This window comes from Candidimonas nitroreducens (assembly GCF_002209565.1).
Taxonomy (GTDB): Bacteria; Pseudomonadota; Gammaproteobacteria; order Burkholderiales; family Burkholderiaceae_B; genus Candidimonas; species Candidimonas nitroreducens.
This window is the reverse complement of sequence record NZ_NJIH01000015.1, coordinates 110548-128971: the sequence shown is the minus strand read 5'-3', so window position 1 is coordinate 128971 and position 18424 is coordinate 110548. Positions and strand designations below refer to the sequence as shown.

The following is an 18424-nucleotide window of genomic DNA, read 5'->3' as shown; positions in this document are numbered from 1 at the left end:
GCTTGAAGGCTGCGTCGATCTTACGGGGGTGGCCAGGCTCTTGCTTCTTTGTCACGAAATCACCTTATTCGGTCGTAATGATTCGCTTCAAAAGTGTCCACCAAAATTAGACCACAACACCTCGAGACTTTCTTGCGCCTCGCACGCGGCAATAATTTCTTCCGCAAGATAGGACGGCACGATGGTTATATTGTTTTCGTCGCCATGCACGACGTCGCCGGGGTAGACCGCGACCTCCGCGCAGCCGATCGGAACCTGCAAATCGGCCACATGGTGATACGACAGACGGGAGGTCGCCGTAACCGCTGCGCACCACGCAGGGATTTCCATGCGGGAAATCTCCGCGCCATCGCGAAACGCGCCGTCGGTTATCACCGCCCTCGCCCCGCGCCGCTGCATGCGGCTTATCAAGATGTCTCCCATCGACGCCCCACGGATATCGCCACGGCTGTCAATCACCAGCACATCCCCGGCGCTCAATTCCTCGACACCGACCCATTGCAGATTCACCGGATCGGGGCGCATGGTTACGGTGGCCCCTGTATCAATGTCTTCCCGGGCGGGAATAAAGCGCATGGTGAAGGCTCGCCCGGCAAAGGGCTTGACGACGCGATTCAACGGCCGTATGCCCACCAGCACCTGTTGGCGCAACCCGCGTTTGAACAGCTGCGAGGTCAGCGTGCCGCTGCTGATCTTCGTATAGCGCTCCAACAGCGCGTCATCGACCACCGGAGCCGCCTTCCCGGCGGTTCGATGCGCGTTCTGTGCCGAGTACAAGTCCATACCGATTCCTGTGTTGTGGATTCCGAATGCGGTTAAACCGCCATTGCATACTTGCGACAATCACCGATACACTTGGATATCCGAAGCCCATCGATCGTCTCTGCGCCCTGGCCGGCCGATTCCAGAGATGTGATTTCGCCGCACCACGAAATCTTAAAACGCCTACAGCAGAAATCAGCGAACCCTCCAAGCATGACTTCGGCTGCCTTTCCATATGATGGGACAACTTGCGATGAATACTCGGCCCGGAGACGGAACAGGGGCTCTTGAGAAGGCCATAGACATACTCGACGAGATCAGCCGGCACCCCTCGGGGATTTCACAAGGCGATCTGGCCGCCCGCCTGGAACTGCCCCGCACCACAATCTATCGCCTGCTCGCGACCCTGGTGGCGCGAGGCCTCGTAAGCCGCGAAGACGTCGGGCGCACCTATTCCCTGGGCATGCGCTACGTAGAGATCGCCCACCAGAACTACGCCATGCAGAATCTGGTCGGGGCGGCGGCCCAGGAACTCCGGGATCTACGGGATCTCACCGGGGAAACCACCTACATCGGCAAGCTGGAAGGCGCGGCCGTCATATCGCTGGAACGCTACGACGGGGCTCACGATCACCGTTCGAACGCCGAACTGGGGCTGCGCAAGGCCGTTCATGCCACAGGCCAGGGCAAGGCCCTGCTGGCGGCGCTTCCCGCCGCCCAGCAAAAAGAGCTGCTGGACAAGATCCACCTGGAGCCCCTGACTCCGCATACCCTGACGGATCGACGCCACCTGAAAAGGCAGCTGCAGCTGATCAAAGCCCGTGGCTGGTCTATCGACGACGAAGAAAACGTGCCGGGAGTGCGCTGCGTGGCGGCGGCGGTCATAGACTCTTTCGGTATGGTTCGCGGTGCCATCAGCCTGGCCGGGCCGGCCTACAGACTCCCTATTTCCCGCCTGGAATTACTCGGCCCCGAACTCGTCGAAGCGGCCCGGCGGATAGGCTTGCGCCTAGAAGGCATCGCCGGCGCGCCCTCTTCGTCCGGCCCTCTGGTCGTGCCCGGCTCGGCTTCCCTGTACGGCGCATACCCTTATTGGGATAATCACCGCGCAGAACTGATCTGGGCCGACACGCTCGCGCCGGCGCTGCGCCGGGCGAACGCGGATACTCAAACCCGGACACGCCTCGATAAACCGATTACCGGACTGTTCCTGCAAGGAACCGAACTCTGTGCGACACACGACCAGGGCGCCGTGCTCATAGGCCCCGAAGGCAATATACGCCCGCTGCCCGAATGGCGGCCAATTTCCTTTCAAGCCATAACCAACCGCCCGAATGGCGAAATCTGGGCGGCGCTTCGCGGCCCTCACGGAACGGCCATCGGCAGGCTCAACTCAACGGCGGCATTCCGGCGGCAGTGGTACACCGACGAAACCATCGAATGCCTGCGCTGGACGAACGACGGAAAACTGCTCTACGCAACGGCCCAGCAGTCGGGCGCCATCCTGCTGTTTCGGCCCGGCTCGGATCGAATCCACCGAATTACCTCGGTTCCACGCGGCGCAGGCCAGTTGAGCGGAATTGCGATCGACGCGCTCGGTCGTATCTGGACGACCATGCGCCATGGCTGGAGCGTCATGACCTTCCGCGACGACGGGGTGCTGGAACGCACTACCCCGCTGCCGGTGCCGTTTTCTACCGGCATCGAAATCGGCGGCAAGGAATTGGACACCGTATATGTCACGACGGCACGCCAGCCGGTCATGCTGAACGAACTGAAAATCGCCCCGCTTTCAGGCCATGTTTTTAGATTTCCGAGCCGATAGGCAGCGCTGCTTGTGTTCTACGTATCAATAAGCGCAAGGCGGCCGCATGCCGAAAAGAGCAGCCTCGCATGCCGGAACGGCATACGCCGTCGCTACGCACGCATCCCCTTGCCTGATGCACGGCTTCGCCTCTGCGCGCCGTGATGCTCCTTGAGCCATGCTACGGCGGCATCAACCAGCGGATGGCGCCGCCGCACATTCCACGCCAGAGCGGCCGTCACCACCATGATTTTTTCTTTCAGGGGCCGAACAACCACATCTTCCGGTGCCAATTTTTTCATGGCCGAGGGAACCAGCGCCACGCCCTGGCCGCAGCTGACGTAGGCTACCTGGGACGCGACGGAACGCACTTCGTGCAAGACACGCGGCGCGAACCCGTGCGACCGGCAGATGGAAGCCAGCATATCGAAATAAACAGGGCTGATCTGTCGCGCGGACATGACCAGTTGCTCTGTCGCCAAAGATTTCAACGGAACACGCTGCAAGCCTGCCAGGGCGTGATCCCGGGGCAAGGCAACTGCAAGGCGATCTTCAGTCAGCGGCAAGGTGGCGATACCTGGGCCGATGTCGCCGTCGACCCGGGCAAAAGCCATGTCCAGATCCCCCGCCTCCAGGCCGGGAATCGCTTCCACACTGTCGATTTCACGCACGAAAACCGTCAGATGGGGGTGAGCCTGCCTTAGCGCGTTGAGCAGCGGCGGCACCGTGTCCAGCATCGCCGAGGTAATGGCGCCCACATGCAACACCCCCGATTGACCTCTCGCCACCTCGCGCACCACACGCTCGAGATGTTCGACTTGGCTGGAAAACTGCTGCACCGCGGGCAATATTGCAGCCCCTGCCGCGCTCAGCTGCGTGCCGCGGCGCGAGCGCTCGAACAAACGCATTTTCAGGGACTGTTCCAGCACTTTGATTTGCCCGGTCAAGGGCGGTTGAGACATGCCCAGCCGGGTTGCCGCCCTGCCGAAATGCTGCTCTTCGGCTACCGCAAGAAACATCCACAATTGGCGGATCAATCTGAAGTCTATTGTGCTCATGGTTCCCTCCCTCTCATTCAAATTTCATATTACACAAATAATTTTATAGAAATTTACATATCAGATTGAGGCCCACAAAATACAAGTCTTTTTCCTGGATTTATACGTCTATGGCTCAGCCATCCCTGCTCGATCGCCTCGCGGCGCTGGACACAAACACCGTTTCCGACGCCCTGGATTTCCTCGGCCTTCCCGGCGCCACCTATGGCCTGCGCCCGCTGTGGCGCTGTCCCAAAATTGTCGGGCGCGCCAGCACCGTCCAACTCGGCCCCAAGACCGATGCCCAGCCTACCGTGCATTTGATTTCGCCGGTCATCGAGGCAGTCAGCGCCGACGATCGCGTACTGGTCATTGCCGGCGGTGTGAATGGCATCTCGTGCTGGGGCGACATTCTGGCCAATGCCGCCCACGTCAAGCATATCCGCGGCACGATCATCGACGGCGCGAGCCGCGACATAGAAGGCAGCGAATCCATAGGCTATCCGGTCTATGGCCGCGGCATCACCATGGTCAGCGCACGCAACCGGATCATCCAGGTAGATTCCGGCAAGCCGATACAGGTGGCCGGCGTCACCGTACAGGAAGACGACTATGTCATCGCGGATCGCTGCGGGACGGTTTTCGTCCCCACCGGCCATATTGAAGCGGTGCTCGACCTTGGCGAACGTATCGCCCGCCGCCAGAACGACATGGTCGCAGCGGTGCGCGCCGGCCGTTCCGTGGCCCAAGTCATGCATGACAAAGAATTCGAAGCTATTCGAACCCGTACACCTGAATCTGGAGACCTTTCATGACAAACCCCCGCCAAGCCAGCGCCGAAGACCTGGAGCTGGTCGCCCTGTTTGCCGGCCTGGACACCCCCGGCGTATCGGACGCCATGGACAAGCTCGGTGTGCATGGCCAAGCGCTTGGCATCATGCCGCTGGCCGATTACCCGAGCCCGGTCGTAGGCCCGGCCTATACCGTGAAATACGTGCCGGCGAGCGTGCCGGCTGGTACCGTGGGCGACTTCATCGACGAGGTGGCTGCAGGCGATGTCGTCGTAATCGACAATGACGGCCGTACCGATTGCACCGTATGGGGAGACATCATGACCCAGTACGCCGGCCTGCGGGGCATCGCCGCCACGGTGATAGACGGCGTGTGCCGGGACGTGAACAAGGCGCTGGCCGACGGCTACCCCATGTTCTCGGCGGGCCGCTACATGCGCACCGGCAAGGATCGCGTCCAGGTCGAATCGATAAATACCACCGTAGCCATCGGCACAGTGAGGGTCGCGGCGCGCGACATCGTGGTGGCCGACGCCAACGGCGTGATTATCGTACCGCGTGCCCGCGCACGCGAAGTTGCGGAAACCGCCCGCCATATCGAAGCCGTCGAAGCCGCGATCCGCGAACGCATCGCGCAAGGCGCCACCATAGGCGAGGCGCGAGCCGCACTGAACTACCACACGCTACAAAGAAAAGCATGATGCCCGCCACCGCCGCGGCCGCCGCCTAAGACGCGGCACTCCTGGAACAAGCCCGCAAGCTCGTCAGCGCTATGCTTCACGAAGCCTGCGGGCTGGCCCGTCTTCTGTTTGCGCCCTATGCTGCCGGCAGCCCAATCAATCGATCCTCGCGCCTGCGGCCTTCGTCGCGCGGCCCCAGATATCGATGTCACGATCGACCATTTTCTTGAACGACGCGGCGCTCATCAAAAGGGTCTGCGCACCGAGCTTGCGCAAGCTGCTCTGCACGTCCGGCATGCGCAGGATGTCTTGCACTGCCGCATTCATGCGATTCGTGATTGCCGCCGGCAAGTGTGCCGGCCCGAACAATCCATACCAGGGCAAGACGTCGAGACCCTTCACCCCCTGCTCGTCCAAGGTGGGAATGTCCGGAAACAGCGGAGTGCGCTCGGCGCCGACCACCGCCAGCGCACGCAGCTTGCCGGTCTCTACCTGGGGCATGACCACCACCGGGCTTTCGAAAGCCAGCTGAACCTGCCCGCCCACCAGATCGGTCAATAAGGGCCCCGACCCTTTGTACGGGATATGCTGCATATGCGTATGGGTTGCGACATTGAACATCTCACCCAGGATGTGCTGGGGAGAGCCCGACCCGGCCGAGCCGAAATTGAGCTTGCCGGACTTGCCTTGCTCTATGACGTCTTTCACCGAATGCAGGCTGGTCTTGGCATTCACAGTAAGGAAAAACGGCGTCGCGGCCAGCGGCGAGACGTCGGTAAAGCCTTGCGTAGGGCTATAGCTCAACTTGGAATACAAGGCGCCGGCAATCGTAATGGGGCTGCTGGAGCCCACAAGAAACGTATACCCGTCAGGCTCGGCATGGCTTACGTAGCCAGTGCCTATCGTACCCCCCGCGCCCGGCCGGTTTTCCACGATGACCGGCTGCCCCAAGCGTTTGTTGAGCTGCGAAGAAAGTATGCGCGCCAGCAGATCGGAAGTTCCGCCTGCCGGATAGGCCACCACCAAGGTGATGGGCTTATTCGGCCACGCGGGCTCGGCCTGTGCGGGCCCGGCAGCCGCCAGCGCCAGCCACATGCTTGCCGCGCTCCCCAAAAGACGGCGTCTGTTCATGCGCCTGTTCATCGATGTATCCTCCGTAACGACTTGCCATTGCGGTGATATTGCTCTTTCAATGCAGTATCCCGAAAAATCCGGCGCGCCTGCTATCTATCGGACATAACAGCGCCGGCCTCTTTGTCGTAATGCGATAGCCAGGCACGCCGCCAACCGTGGGAGATCCCGCCCACGCCCGTCCCGTTCATATACCCACATAAGGCTCGACCTTCTCTAGTACGCGGGCCGCCCCGTCCAGCGCCACATTACCGGCCGTATTATCTCGAGCCTTCGCTAATATGGAAATTTCTAATTTTCTATCTCAGTGATACTGGATAAGAATCATGTGCCGCCACGATGGCCAACCGCCATGAGCCTCAGAATTCGGCCATGCTTTATTCTCTCGTGGAGATGGCCAGAGCTAACGACATCGGCTCATGCTGCGGCATCATCCGCCCCGCGGCGCGCGGCTCCAGGGCTGTCGATACTGTATGGCCTCGCCGATGTGCGCGGCGCCGATGGCATCGGCGCCCTGCATGTCGGCCAGCGTACGGGCCACGCGCAGCACGCGGTGCGCCACGCGCGCCGACCAGCTCCAGCGCGACATGGCCTGGCCCAACAGCTTGCGGGCGGCGGTATCCAGAACGCAGTGGCGATCCAGGTCGGTGACGCCGAGGCGGGCATTGGGGTAGCCCTGCCGGTCGATCTGGCGCTGGCGGCACAGCTGCACCCTAGCCCGCACCGGGGCCGAGGCTTCGCCGGGCGGCGCGTCCATCCAGGCGGCGTCGGCCGGCGGCAGCGTGATCTGCAGGTCGATGCGGTCGAGCAGCGGCCCCGACAGCTTGCCGCGGTATTTCTCGACGCGGTCGACGCTGCAGGTGCAGCGCATGGTGGCATGTCCGAGCCAGCCGCAAGGACACGGATTCATGGCGGCGATCAATTGGAACGAGGCCGGAAAAGCCAGTGTGCGCGAGGCGCGCGCGATGGAGACACGGCCGGTTTCCATGGGCTCGCGCAGGGATTCCAGCACGCGGCGCTCGAATTCGGGCAGCTCGTCCAGGAACAGCACGCCGTGATGAGCCATGCTGATTTCGCCCGGTTTGGGGTGCATGCCCCCGCCGACGATGGCCGGCGCCGACGCCGAATGGTGCGGCGACCTGAATGGCGGCGTATCGCTGACCGATTGCGCGGCCCCGGCAATGCCGGCCAGCGCCGCGACCTCCAGCGCCTGGATGTTGGTCAGGCGCGGCAGCAAGCCCGGCAGGCGATACGCCAGCATGCTTTTTCCTGCGCCGGGGGGCCCGCACATCAACAGGCTGTGGCCGCCAGCGGCTGCGACTTCCAGCACGCGGCGCGCCATGGGCTGGCCGCGCACTTCGGAAAGGCAAGCGAGGCTCGCACTGTCTTGGGCAGGCGGTGGTATCTCGGGTTCGGCGCGCGGCAATTGGGCCAGTCCGGAAAAATGGGCCACGACTTCCTGCAAGGTGCTTGCGGCCAGCACGGTAAGCCCGGGCACACGGGCGGCGGCGCCCGCGCTGGCGGCAGGCAGTACCAGCCGCAAGGCCGGGTCGCTGCGCGCCACCGCCAGCGCGATGGCCAATGGCGCTCCCACCTCCACCACGGCGCCGGTCAGGGACAGTTCGCCGGCGAAGACGTAGCCGGCCAGGTCGGGTTCGCTGCTGGTGCCGCGGCGGCGGCCCGGCACTTGCACCTGCCCGGAAGCCAGCAGCACACCCAGCGCTATGGGCAGGTCGAAGCGCCCCGATTCTTTCGGCAGGTCGGCCGGCGCCAGGTTCGCGGTGATGCGCCCCGCCGGAAATTCCAGCCCGCTGCTGATAATGGCCGAACGCACGCGCTCGCGGCTTTCGCGTACGCCTGCATCGGGCAGCCCCACCACGTTGAAGGCGGGCAGGCCAGGCCCCACGTGTACTTCGACCCGTACCGGCAACGCCTCCAGTCCGTACAAGGCCCGGCTGGCCAATACCGCCAGGGACATCCGCTCTCCTTTTGCGAGTTCGCGCGAACCGCAACGTCGGCGCGTGAACCCGTCTCGCATATATGGAGCCGAGTATGGCGCGTTGCGCGGCCAATAGCGGCGAACCGCGCCCGGAATGTCCGCAAGGGCTACTACTTAGAACCGATCCGGTGCAAGCGCCGGACGGGGTTTCACGGAGCCAGCCCGACTCGGCGCTTGCGAACATGCAGACATCCGGGCCGGAAAGCACCTGTTGCCGGTGAAAATTCTTTCCCGGCGATGTGGATTTCAGCCCTACAAAGAAATAAATTTCACGCCGTTGTCTTTTACGCTTAAGCGTCCTCTCAGCATCCCGTCTTTCGAAGGCGGCGCTATTGCGCCACGGCCTTTGCTCGCGCCCTGCCCGCCTGAAAAATCGTTACTATGTCTAGCCTATGAAGATCCTCGTTCTTGGCGCGGGGGTGGTCGGTACCGCCACCGCCTATTATTTGTTCCGTGACGGCCACGAAGTCGAGGTCGTCGAACGCCTTACGGGCGCGGGCATGGAGACCAGCTTCGGCAATGCCGGCGGGCTCTGTCCGAGTTTCGCGGGGCCCTGGGCCGCGCCCGGCATGCCGGCCAAGGTGCTGAAGATGGTCATGCAGGCCGACGCCCCGGTGCGCTTTTCGCTGCGGCCGGAATTGCGCAGGCTGAGCTGGGCGCGCAAGTGGCTGCGCGAGTGCAACGCACCCCGGTTCCGCGTCAACAAGCTGCGCATGCAGCGGGTCGCGCACTATAGCTACGCCTGCCTGCAAGAACTCATGGCACAGACGCCCATTGCCTTCGACTTTCATGCGGACGGCGTGCTGCAATTGTTCCAAACGGACGCCGAATGCAAATTGGGCAATATTGCGGCTAACGCGTTGGCCGAGCTGGGCATCGATCACAAGATGCTGGACTCCGAGGCCGCGCTTGCCATAGAGCCCGCGCTGAAGCGCGCCAGCGTCGCGGTGGCCGGCGCGCTGCACCTGCCCGCCGATGCCTCGGGCGACAGCCACGCTTTCTGCCAGGCCCTGGCCGCATGGCTGGCAAGCCAAGGCGTGCGCTTCCATTACTCCACCCGGGTCGAGCAGCTGCTGCACACAGCGGGCCGCGTCACGGGCGCCAGGACGTCGGCGGGGCCGCTGAATGCCGACGTCACGGTGGTAGCGATGGGCAACCAGGCTCCCGCGCTTGTTGCGCCGCTGGGCATCAAGCTGCCCGTCTACCCGTTGAAAGGGTATTCCATCACGGCCACGGTGACGGATGCCGCGCAGGCGCCGACGGTATCTGTCATGGACGAGCACAGCAAGGTCATGATCTCCCGGCTGGGCAACAGGATCCGTGCCGCCGGCATGGCAGAATTGATCGGCGACGACCTGTCGCTGAAACCCGAGCGCAAAAAGCTGCTGGTTCGCACGGTGCGAGGCTTGTTCCCGGACGGCATAGACTATGAGAACGCCAGCTTCTGGGCCGGGTTGCGGCCGATGACGCCGGACGGCCCGCCGATACTCGGCCCGTCGGGCCGGGAAGGCTTGCTGCTGAACAGCGGACATGGGTCGAATGGATGGACGCAGGCCTGCGGCACCGCAAAGGTCGTGTCGGATCTGGCCAGCGGCCGCAAGCCGGAAATCGACATCGAAGGGCTGACCATAGAACGCTACCGCGGATAGCGAATAGCGGATAGCAAACAACGTCTCTTCGGAAGCAGCCGTCGCACGCGCGGCTAAGCGACGCCCGCATAGGCATCGAAGCTTGCCTGCAGCCTGTCGAGCAATGCGGCAGCCGCGGCGGGCAGGTCGCGCCCGGTTCGCACCAGCAAGGAAAGCTGCATCGATCGCGCGTGCGGATCCGACAGCGGAACGTGAACCAGCTCGCCCCGCTTGATCTCGTCCAGGATGGACATGCGGGTCATGATCGCCACGCCGCTGCCATCGCGCACCAGCTGGCGCATGGCAAAAATGGAATTGGTCTCGAGCAGCGGCGTGATGCGCCCGGACATGCCATTGTGCAGGCCGTCCAGCATACGCCGCAATTCCATTTCCGCGGTGGGCAGTATCAGCGGATAGCCGGCGCATTCATGAAACGGGATGCGCCGCTTCTTCGCCAGCGCATGTCCGGCCGGCACCACCGCACCTATCGGGATTGCGGCCGTGCGCACCCGGGCAAGCAGCGCCGTAGGCGGCGGCGCCCAGCATAAGCCGATATCCAGCTCGCCGGTTTCCACCAGATGGGCTATTTGCTCGGAATTGGCAATGTGGATGGCAAACGATATGCCGGGATGGGTTTTATTCGTCGCCGCGACGAAAGACGGGATGAATCGCTCGCTCAGGTACTGCAGCACGCCGATCCGCACCTTGCCCCAGCGCAGGCCTTTCAAGGCATCGGCCTGGGCCAGGGCCTCTTCGAACTCACTGTGCAGGCGCCGGACGCTGGCAAGCATGAGCTCACCGGTGGGAGTAAGGCGCACGCCCCTGGGCAGGCGTTCGAACAGGGGCACGCCCAGCATCTCTTCGAATGCCTTGATCTGGCGTGTAACCGCCGATGGGGCGATATACAGGCGTTCCGCCGCACGGCGCACGGAGCCTTGCACGGCAACTTCTTCAAAGTAGCGCAAGAACGGAGACAGGGCGTACATGGCGATTACCTGCACTTGGATGGGTGGGAAACGATATGGGTGCCGGCGCAAGATGCCGCGGCACTGCCCTACTTTAGTCTCTGCGTTGACATTTATCCAGATGAAAAACGCACTGCGTTGCTTTCAAGAGAACACAAATCACTAAAAACGGTTCTTGTTGACACCGGGCAGTATCTATAAAGTTTTCCTCATGGAAGCAGCGCATACGACGGACGAACCCATGGCTGCCACCCGCTTCATCAACTATCACATCCGATAAACATGGCTATCAATCGTCAACTCATCATCCTGGGCTCGGGGCCCGCCGGCTGGACGGCCGCCATATACGCCGCGCGCGCCAACTTGAATCCGGTCGTGATCACCGGCATGCAGGCCGGCGGCCAACTGATGACCACCACCGAAGTGGACAATTGGCCCGGCGACGGCACCGACCTGATGGGGCCGGATCTGATGGCGCGCATGCAGACGCATGCCGAGCGCTTCGACACCGAGGTCATCTTCGACCACATCCACACCGCCGATCTCTCCGCGCGGCCGCTGCGCCTGGTGGGCGACCATGACACCTATATCTGCGACGCCCTGATCGTCGCAACAGGCGCCACGGCCAAGTATCTGGGCATCGAGTCGGAAGACCGCTACAAGGGGCGCGGCGTGTCGGCCTGCGCGACCTGCGACGGTTTTTTCTACAAAGGTCAGGACGTCGTCGTGGTCGGCGGCGGCAATACCGCCGTCGAAGAGGCGCTCTATCTGTCCAACATCGCGCGCAAAGTCTATCTGGTGCATCGCCGAGACAAGCTGCGCGCCGAGAAAATCATGCAGGACAAGCTGTTCGCCAGGGTGCAGGCGGGCAAGATCGAGACTCTCTGGCATAGCCAAGTGGATCAAGTATTGGGCGACGATTCCGGCGTCAATGCCGTAAGGGTCAGGTCGACGCTCGATGGCAGCCGCCGCGATATCGCCGCCACAGGGTTCTTCGTGGCCATCGGCCACCACCCCAACACCGATCTGTTCGCAGGCCAATTGGCCATGAACGGCGGCTACCTGAAGATACGCTCGGGCCTGGAAGGCTATGCCACGCAGACATCGGCAAGCGGAGTCTTCGCCGCCGGAGACGTGGCCGACCAGCACTATCGCCAGGCCATTACTTCCGCCGGCTTCGGCTGCATGGCCGCCTTGGATGCCGAGCGCTATCTGGACACCTTGGCCGGCTGAATTGCATCACCCCGACAGGCTATGGGTGCGGCCTGCGTACGACCCCGCTTGAGGCCCGGCGCGCACCCACGGACACAGCTGCTCGTTCCGTTCAAGCCCCCTTGTTTTTTACTCGATACAGAAGGCAATCATGGCTCTCTCTACAGAATACATCGCCGCATGGCAACAATGGCATGACGATCGGATAAAGGATTTGAACCGTCCCCACGGCTTCCTGTCGGTCGTCTGCCAGGATTGGCTGACCGAGGGGGAACTGTATACCTCCGAGTTCGTCCCCGGACAGTGGCTGCTGAAAGACGGGGAGATTTATTACCACCCCGATCCGGAACGCGCCGCAAAAGGAGAATTCCTGAGCGTCGACGGCAAGCAAGCAAAAGGCCCGACCCATATTCCCCACGGCTACAACAAGAACTCGGGCACCGGCTCGGCCGTCGCCCTGTTCTACGAAGATCTCGAGGTGGAGACGATCACCCGCGTGAACTCCCGGGGCGAGACGATCCACGCGATCCGTGTCAGAGACCCGCAAGAGGCTGCACGCAAACGCTTCGACGATATCGAGACCTTCCCCCTGAGCGAGGCATGGGTGGTTCCGGCGAAATTCGTGGCGGCGCATATCGAGCTGCACAACGTGCCCACGGTCGACGACAGCGTCTACGAAGCCAGCTTCACGATCGGCCACATCGAACTCACGATAAACGGCCAGGCCTTCAGCCTCGAGGTCAGCGGCCACCGCGCCGGCAGCCAGTCTACCGGGTACTTCAGCAATTACTGCTACGTCCATTTCGGCGACCAGACCAACGGCAAAGAAACCTATGGCGGGGGCAGAATCATCAAGTTCGCCGACCAGGCCGAGCTCGAAGCCCTGACGGCGCTGGACTTCAATCGCGCCGTCTCGTTTCCCTGCGCATTGTCGACTTTCGTCGCCTGCCCCTCCACCCCGGCGGGCAGCAGGCTGCCCTTCCGAGTGCCCGCCGGGGAATACACGCCCCCCGTGCCTCACGAGCGCATATCCACCTACAAGGGCTAAGGCCTCGGGCTTATAGCGCCTTAACGCAACAAGGAGAGTTTCATGAAAGTCGGAATCCCGACCGAGACACGGCCGGGGGAAACACGTGTCGCCGCTACGCCCGAAACTGTCAAGAAGCTGGCGGCGGGCGGCGCCAACCAGGTGCTGGTGCAGGCCGGCGCGGGGCAACCGGCCAGCTACCCCGACGCAGCCTATGCGGACTGCGGCGCCACGCTGGTGGCGGACGCCGCCGGCGTCTACGGGCAAGCCGAAGCGATCCTCAAGGTTCGGGCGCCGCAGCAGCACGAACTCGCGCTGCTGCGCGATGGCCAGCTGCTGCTGGGCATGCTCGACCCCTACGACTTCGAGGGCCTGCAGCACCTGGCCTCGACGGGGGTCACCGCCTTTGCGCTCGAGGCCGCGCCACGCATCACGCGTGCGCAAAGCCTGGACGTGCTGTCCTCGCAGGCCAACCTGGCCGGCTACAAGGCGGTGCTGCTGGCGGCCAACCAGTACGGGCGGCTGTTTCCCATGATGATGACCGCGGCCGGCACGCTCAAGGCGGCCCGCGTCGTGGTGCTGGGCGCCGGCGTGGCCGGCCTGCAGGCCATTGCCACCGCCAAGCGCCTGGGCGCCATGGTCGAGGCCTCCGACGTGCGTCCGGCCGCCAAAGAACAGATCGAATCGCTGGGCGCCAAGTTCATCGACGTGCCCTTCGAGACCGACGAAGAGCGCGAGATCGCCCAAGGCGTCGGCGGCTACGCGCGGCCCATGCCGGCGGCCTGGATGGCGCGCCAGGCGGCGCTGGTTTCGCAGCGCTGCGCTCAGGCCGACATCGTCATCAGCACCGCGCTGATCCCGGGGCGCCCTGCGCCGGTGCTCATCGCCGAAGAAACCGTGCACGCCATGAAGCCCGGCTCGGTCATCGTCGACCTGGCGGTCGAGCGCGGCGGCAACTGCCCGCTGTCGGAAAAAGACCGCATCGTGCAAAAGCACGGTGTCAGCCTCATCGGCTACAGCAACCTGCCGGCGCTGGTGCCCACCGACGCCTCGGCGCTGTATGCGCGCAACCTGCTGGACTTCCTGAAGCTGGTGATAGCCCAGGACGGTACCCCGGCCATCCAGCGGGAAGACGAAATCGTCGCGGCCTGCATGGTGTGCGAAGCACGCACTGTACTAAGGAAAAAGTAATGGAACTGCTCAACCATACCGTCATCAACCTGATCATCTTCGTGCTGGCCATCTATGTGGGCTATCACGTCGTCTGGAACGTGACGCCGGCCCTGCATACCCCGCTGATGGCGGTGACCAATGCGATCTCGGCCATCATCATCGTCGGCGCCATGCTGGCGGCCGCGCTGACCGACACCGGCCTGGGCAAGGCCATGGGCGTGGTGGCCGTGGCGCTGGCGGCGGTAAACGTGTTCGGCGGCTTCCTGGTTACCCGCCGCATGCTGCAGATGTTCCGTAAAAAGGCCAGGCCCGTGGCCACATCCGCCAGGCAGGAGGCCCGCTGATGTTATCGCTCAATGTCGTCACTCTGTTGTATCTGATCGCCTCGGTGTGCTTCATCCAGGCCCTGAAAGGGCTGTCCCACCCTGCCACATCGCGCCTGGGCAATACCTTCGGCATGGCGGGCATGGCCATCGCCGTGCTGACCACGGCGGCGCTCACGGTCAAACTGGGCAGCACGCCCGCCGCCGGCCTGGGATGGGTGGGCCTGGGACTGCTGCTGGGCGGCACGGCCGGCACCATCATGACCAGGCGCGTCGAAATGACCAAGATGCCCGAGCTGGTCGCTTTCATGCACAGCATGATCGGCCTGGCCGCGGTATGCATCGCCATTGCGGCGGTGGCCGAGCCGCACGCCTTTGCCATCGCCGCACCCGGCCAGCCCATCCCCACCGGCAACCGCATCGAACTGTTCATCGGCACCTTCGTCGGCGCCATCACCTTCTCGGGCTCGGTCATTGCCTTCGGCAAGCTGTCGGGCCGCTACAAGCTGCGCGTGTTCCGCGGCGCCCCGGTCGTATTCGCGGGACAGCACATGCTGAACCTGCTGCTGGCAGCCGCCATGCTGGGCTGCGGCGTGTGGTTCGCCGCCACTCAGCTATGGCTGCCGTATGTGGCCATGGCCGCTCTCGCCTTCGTGCTGGGCGTGCTCATCATCATTCCCATCGGCGGCGCCGACATGCCGGTGGTCGTGTCGATGCTGAACAGCTACTCGGGCTGGGCGGCGGCCGGAATCGGCTTCTCGCTGAACAACCCCATGCTGATCATTGCCGGCTCGCTGGTGGGCTCCTCGGGGGCGATCCTGTCCTACATCATGTGCAAGGCCATGAACCGTTCGTTCTTCAACGTGATCCTGGGCGGATTCGGCAGCGATGCGGCGGGCGCGGCAGGCGCGAGCCCGCAACAGCAGCAGCGCAGCGTCAAGTCGGGCAGCCCGGACGACGCGGCTTTCATGCTGGCCAACGCCGAGACGGTGGTGATCGTTCCCGGCTATGGGCTGGCCGTGGCACGTGCCCAGCACTCGCTGAAGGAACTCACCACCAAGCTGGCCGCCAAGGGCGTGGACGTCAAGTACGCCATCCACCCGGTGGCCGGGCGCATGCCCGGGCATATGAACGTACTGCTGGCCGAAGCCGAAGTGCCCTACGACCAGGTGTTCGAAATGGATGACATCAACTCTGACTTCGGCCAGGTCGACGTGGTGCTGGTGCTGGGCGCGAATGACGTGGTCAACCCCGCCGCCAAGAACGACCCCAAGTCGCCGATTGCCGGCATGCCGATCCTGGAGGCCTACAGGGCGCGCACGGTCATCGTCAACAAGCGGTCGATGGCGGCGGGCTATGCGGGCCTGGAAAACGAGCTGTTCTACCTCGACAAGACCATGATGGTCTTCGGCGACGCCAAAAAGGTCGTGGAGGACATGGCCAAGGCGGTGGAATAATTTTTCCATTTTCAGCCTCAGGCATGCCAAAAACAGAAAAAAATTATCGGGCATCCACCCTACACTTTATGCTGAATCCGCCCCGTTCCGGGCACGCCATAACGCCCTTGCCGACCCGTTTGCCGCGTCGGCGGGCATCATCGAAAAGGACAGCAGGCAGCATGAAAGAGCACACGCAATTAGTTACGGCCGGCAGGCATCCGGAGCGTTACGCCGGAATGGTAAACACGCCCGTCTTTCGCGGTTCGACCATCTTGCACGGCTCGATGGCGGAATTGAAAGACAAGATCAAGCGGCGCGCCGCCAACGAGCCCGGTGTCAGCACTTATGGCCGCTATGGCACCCCCACCCACCACGCGCTGCAAGAAGCCATCGCCGAACTGGAAGGCGGGTTCCGTTCGCAGGTCTACCCCTCGGGCCTGGCCGCCTGCGCGACGGCGCTTACGTCCCTGCTGTCGGCCGGCGACCATGTCCTGCTTACCGACAGCGCCTACACGCCTACCCGAGACTTCCTGACCCGGGTGCTGGGCCGCTACGGCGTGGAATTCACGATCTACGACCCCGCCGTCGGCGCCGGCATCGAGGCCAGCATCCAGCCCAATACGCGTGTCGTCTACGTAGAGTCGCCCGGATCCGAGACCTTCGAGGTGCAGGACATTCCCGCCATCGCCGCCGCCGCGCACCGCCACGGCGCCAAAGTGCTCATGGACAACACCTGGGGCACCCCGCTGTTCTTCAAGCCTTTTGAACACGGCGTCGACGTGTCCATCCAGGCTGCCACCAAGTACATTGTTGGCCACTCCGACGCCATGCTCGGCATCGTCACTTGCACGGAAGAAATGTGGCCGCTCATCAAGCGCACCACCCAGGACATGGGCCAGACCGCGGGCCCCGACGACACGTATCTTGCGCTGCGCGGCCTGCGCACCATGAACGTGCGGCTGCAGCAGCACTGGAAATCGGCGGTGGAAATCGCGACATGGCTGGAGAGCCGCCCCGAGGTCGAAAAAGTATTGCACCCGGCTCTGCCCAGCCACCCCGGGCACGAGTTGTGGAAGCGCGACTTCCTGGGAGCCTGCGGACTGTTCGCCATAGTGCTGAAGCCTGCGCCGGCGGCAGCCGTGGAAGCCTTCATCGACAGCCTGCAGCTGTTCGGCATCGGTTTTTCGTGGGGCGGCTACGAAAGCCTGATCATCCCCTTCGACCCGTCCGGCGACCGCAGCGCGACCCAGTGGCCCTACACGGGCCAGGCGCTGCGCCTGCATATCGGCCTGGAGGATCCCGCCGACCTGGTCGCGGATCTGGAGCAAGGGCTCACAGTGCTGGAACGGACGCAAGCGCAGCTGCTGGTGGCCTAGGGTCTAAAACTGCGTATCGAAACCACGCTGCCAAGCCAGATCTGGCAGAATTGGGTTTAGTGCCAACAGGCCCCAACGCCTCCGCCGGGTTGTTTGCTACAAATATTTATTCATTATCGGAGAAATCGCAATGGCTAAGATGAAGATCGAAGGATCCTTCGTGGCTCTCATTACCCCTTTCAACCGCAACGGGACGGTGGATTTCGAAGGTTTCCGCACCCTGCTGAAATTCCAGGAAGATCACGGCACCGCGGCCGTGCTCATCATGGGCTCGACCGGCGAAGTGTCGATGCTGTCGCAGCAAGAGCGCCAGCAGATCATCGCCGAGACGGCCAAGATGAAAAGCGGCAAGATGAAGTTCTTCTATGGCTGCACCGGCAATAATACCGAGACCACCATAGATTACCTGCGTTTTGCGCGCGCCAACGGCGCCGACGGGGCGATCCTGGCCGCACCGGCGTACATCTGCGGCTCGGAAGCCGACATCGAAGACTACTTCCTGGAAGTGGCCGATGCGACCGACCTGCCGCTGGGCATCTACAACAATCCACCGCGGGTCAAGACCGACCTGCACTGGAGCAATCTGCTGCGCATCTTCAAGCACCCGAACTACGTAGTGCACAAGGAATCGACCACGCGCGTGGGGCAGGTGGCGCAGGTGCTGCACGCGCGCCCCGACGTGGCGGTGATGTGCTGCGATTCGCCCAACCTGGGGCTGGTGGTGCCGACGATGAGCCTGGGCGGGCACGGTACGGCCAACATGACCGGCAACATCGCGCCGGCCGAGATGGCCACGATCTCGCGGCCCTGGGCCACGCCGGAGGTGTCGGTCAGTTTCCGCGAAACCTATCTGCAGATGCTGCCGATGCTGCATTTCTCGTATTCGGCCATCAATCCGGTGGCGATCAAGTCGCTGCTCAAGGCGGTGGGGCTGCCTGCGGGCGAGCTGCGCAAGCCCCTGAAGGCGCTGCCCGAAGAAGCGCTGCAGCAGGGCCTGCGCGCGGTGCGCGAACTGGGGCTGGACAAGAAGTACGGCTGGAGCTCGCGCGAACTGAAAGCCGCCTAATCTCAGGAGAC

16 protein-coding genes are annotated in these 18424 nt (G+C 63.3%); 11 read left to right on the top strand and 5 right to left on the bottom strand.

Going from position 1 to position 18424, the window contains the following annotated elements:
• Nucleotides 1-87 precede the first annotated feature (87 nt).
• Nucleotides 88-783, bottom strand: a complete 696-nt coding sequence (locus CEY11_RS22690; protein WP_088605701.1) for an RraA family protein — start codon at nucleotides 781-783, stop codon at nucleotides 88-90.
• A 232-nt stretch (nucleotides 784-1015) separates the two neighbouring features.
• Here CEY11_RS22690 and CEY11_RS22685 point away from each other — a divergent pair, with 232 nt between their 5' ends.
• Complete coding sequence (locus CEY11_RS22685; RefSeq protein ID WP_088605714.1) at nucleotides 1016-2587, top strand: IclR family transcriptional regulator domain-containing protein; 1572 nt, start codon at nucleotides 1016-1018, stop codon at nucleotides 2585-2587.
• 92 nt (nucleotides 2588-2679) lie between these two features.
• Here the strand turns inward: CEY11_RS22685 and CEY11_RS22680 are convergent, their stop codons facing one another.
• Nucleotides 2680-3624, bottom strand: coding sequence for a LysR substrate-binding domain-containing protein (locus tag CEY11_RS22680; RefSeq protein ID WP_088605700.1), 945 nt, complete (start codon nucleotides 3622-3624; stop codon nucleotides 2680-2682).
• 110 nt (nucleotides 3625-3734) lie between these two features.
• On the opposite strand from CEY11_RS22680, the gene CEY11_RS22675 reads away from it, so the two are divergent.
• Complete coding sequence (locus CEY11_RS22675) at nucleotides 3735-4418, top strand: RraA family protein (protein WP_088605699.1); 684 nt, start codon at nucleotides 3735-3737, stop codon at nucleotides 4416-4418.
• On the top strand, nucleotides 4415-5095 hold the full coding sequence (locus CEY11_RS22670; RefSeq protein WP_088605698.1) for an RraA family protein: 681 nt from the start codon (nucleotides 4415-4417) through the stop codon (nucleotides 5093-5095). Before CEY11_RS22675 ends, CEY11_RS22670 begins: the two co-directional genes overlap by 4 nt.
• Nucleotides 5096-5230: 135 nt before the next feature.
• Here CEY11_RS22670 and CEY11_RS22665 read toward each other — a convergent pair whose 3' ends face one another.
• Together CEY11_RS22665 and CEY11_RS22660 are read right to left on the bottom strand one after the other, a co-directional pair.
• On the bottom strand, nucleotides 5231-6205 hold the full coding sequence (locus CEY11_RS22665; protein ID WP_158215422.1) for a Bug family tripartite tricarboxylate transporter substrate binding protein: 975 nt from the start codon (nucleotides 6203-6205) through the stop codon (nucleotides 5231-5233).
• A gap of 430 nt (nucleotides 6206-6635) precedes the next feature.
• Entirely contained in the window at nucleotides 6636-8183 is a 1548-nt protein-coding gene (locus CEY11_RS22660; protein WP_088605696.1) for a YifB family Mg chelatase-like AAA ATPase, read from the bottom strand.
• Nucleotides 8184-8596: 413 nt separating this feature from the next.
• Between CEY11_RS22660 and CEY11_RS22655 the strand changes: the two genes are divergently transcribed.
• Nucleotides 8597-9853: a D-amino acid dehydrogenase gene (locus CEY11_RS22655; RefSeq protein ID WP_088605695.1), complete on the top strand. Its 1257-nt coding sequence runs from the start codon at nucleotides 8597-8599 to the stop codon at nucleotides 9851-9853.
• A 53-nt stretch (nucleotides 9854-9906) separates the two neighbouring features.
• Here CEY11_RS22655 and CEY11_RS22650 read toward each other — a convergent pair whose 3' ends face one another.
• Nucleotides 9907-10818: a LysR family transcriptional regulator gene (locus CEY11_RS22650; RefSeq protein ID WP_143323031.1), complete on the bottom strand. Its 912-nt coding sequence runs from the start codon at nucleotides 10816-10818 to the stop codon at nucleotides 9907-9909.
• 261 nt (nucleotides 10819-11079) lie between these two features.
• On the opposite strand from CEY11_RS22650, the gene trxB reads away from it, so the two are divergent.
• The 7 genes from trxB (at nucleotide 11080) to CEY11_RS22615 (ending at nucleotide 18413) form a co-directional block, all read left to right on the top strand.
• A complete protein-coding gene (trxB, locus tag CEY11_RS22645; RefSeq protein WP_088605693.1) occupies nucleotides 11080-12030 on the top strand; it encodes a thioredoxin-disulfide reductase in 951 nt (316 codons plus the stop codon).
• Nucleotides 12031-12160: 130 nt separating this feature from the next.
• Nucleotides 12161-13057: a DUF1684 domain-containing protein gene (locus CEY11_RS22640; protein WP_088605692.1), complete on the top strand. Its 897-nt coding sequence runs from the start codon at nucleotides 12161-12163 to the stop codon at nucleotides 13055-13057.
• A 42-nt stretch (nucleotides 13058-13099) separates the two neighbouring features.
• Complete coding sequence (locus CEY11_RS22635; RefSeq protein ID WP_088605691.1) at nucleotides 13100-14227, top strand: Re/Si-specific NAD(P)(+) transhydrogenase subunit alpha; 1128 nt, start codon at nucleotides 13100-13102, stop codon at nucleotides 14225-14227.
• The gene (locus CEY11_RS22630; RefSeq protein ID WP_088605690.1) at nucleotides 14227-14553 is read left to right on the top strand and encodes an NAD(P) transhydrogenase subunit alpha; all 327 of its coding nucleotides are present in this window, start codon (nucleotides 14227-14229) and stop codon (nucleotides 14551-14553) included. The genes CEY11_RS22635 and CEY11_RS22630 overlap by 1 nt, the downstream gene beginning before the upstream one ends.
• Nucleotides 14553-15989, top strand: a complete 1437-nt coding sequence (locus CEY11_RS22625; RefSeq protein ID WP_088605689.1) for an NAD(P)(+) transhydrogenase (Re/Si-specific) subunit beta — start codon at nucleotides 14553-14555, stop codon at nucleotides 15987-15989. The genes CEY11_RS22630 and CEY11_RS22625 overlap by 1 nt, the downstream gene beginning before the upstream one ends.
• 161 nt (nucleotides 15990-16150) lie before the next feature.
• A complete protein-coding gene (gene metC / locus CEY11_RS22620; RefSeq protein WP_088605688.1) occupies nucleotides 16151-17347 on the top strand; it encodes a cystathionine beta-lyase in 1197 nt (398 codons plus the stop codon).
• Nucleotides 17348-17477: 130 nt separating this feature from the next.
• A complete protein-coding gene (locus tag CEY11_RS22615; protein WP_088604524.1) occupies nucleotides 17478-18413 on the top strand; it encodes a 4-hydroxy-tetrahydrodipicolinate synthase family protein in 936 nt (311 codons plus the stop codon).
• Nucleotides 18414-18424: the final 11 nt, after the last annotated feature.

Bases quoted from the DNA above. Each gene is read 5' to 3' on its own strand.
- CEY11_RS22660 (WP_088605696.1), bottom strand. From the start codon at position 8,183: ATGTCCCTGGCGGTATTGGCCAGCCGGGCCTTGTACGGACTGGAGGCG.
- CEY11_RS22640 (WP_088605692.1), top strand. From the start codon at position 12,161: ATGGCTCTCTCTACAGAATACATCGCCGCATGGCAACAATGGCATGAC.
- CEY11_RS22650 (WP_143323031.1), bottom strand. From the start codon at position 10,818: ATGTACGCCCTGTCTCCGTTCTTGCGCTACTTTGAAGAAGTTGCCGTG.
- metC (WP_088605688.1), top strand. From the start codon at position 16,151: ATGAAAGAGCACACGCAATTAGTTACGGCCGGCAGGCATCCGGAGCGT.
- CEY11_RS22685 (WP_088605714.1), top strand. From the start codon at position 1,016: ATGAATACTCGGCCCGGAGACGGAACAGGGGCTCTTGAGAAGGCCATA.
- CEY11_RS22635 (WP_088605691.1), top strand. From the start codon at position 13,100: ATGAAAGTCGGAATCCCGACCGAGACACGGCCGGGGGAAACACGTGTC.
- CEY11_RS22690 (WP_088605701.1), bottom strand. From the start codon at position 783: ATGGACTTGTACTCGGCACAGAACGCGCATCGAACCGCCGGGAAGGCG.
- CEY11_RS22625 (WP_088605689.1), top strand. From the start codon at position 14,553: ATGTTATCGCTCAATGTCGTCACTCTGTTGTATCTGATCGCCTCGGTG.
- CEY11_RS22665 (WP_158215422.1), bottom strand. From the start codon at position 6,205: ATGAACAGACGCCGTCTTTTGGGGAGCGCGGCAAGCATGTGGCTGGCG.
- trxB (WP_088605693.1), top strand. From the start codon at position 11,080: ATGGCTATCAATCGTCAACTCATCATCCTGGGCTCGGGGCCCGCCGGC.
- CEY11_RS22615 (WP_088604524.1), top strand. From the start codon at position 17,478: ATGGCTAAGATGAAGATCGAAGGATCCTTCGTGGCTCTCATTACCCCT.
- CEY11_RS22675 (WP_088605699.1), top strand. From the start codon at position 3,735: ATGGCTCAGCCATCCCTGCTCGATCGCCTCGCGGCGCTGGACACAAAC.
- CEY11_RS22680 (WP_088605700.1), bottom strand. From the start codon at position 3,624: ATGAGCACAATAGACTTCAGATTGATCCGCCAATTGTGGATGTTTCTT.
- CEY11_RS22655 (WP_088605695.1), top strand. From the start codon at position 8,597: ATGAAGATCCTCGTTCTTGGCGCGGGGGTGGTCGGTACCGCCACCGCC.
- CEY11_RS22670 (WP_088605698.1), top strand. From the start codon at position 4,415: ATGACAAACCCCCGCCAAGCCAGCGCCGAAGACCTGGAGCTGGTCGCC.
- CEY11_RS22630 (WP_088605690.1), top strand. From the start codon at position 14,227: ATGGAACTGCTCAACCATACCGTCATCAACCTGATCATCTTCGTGCTG.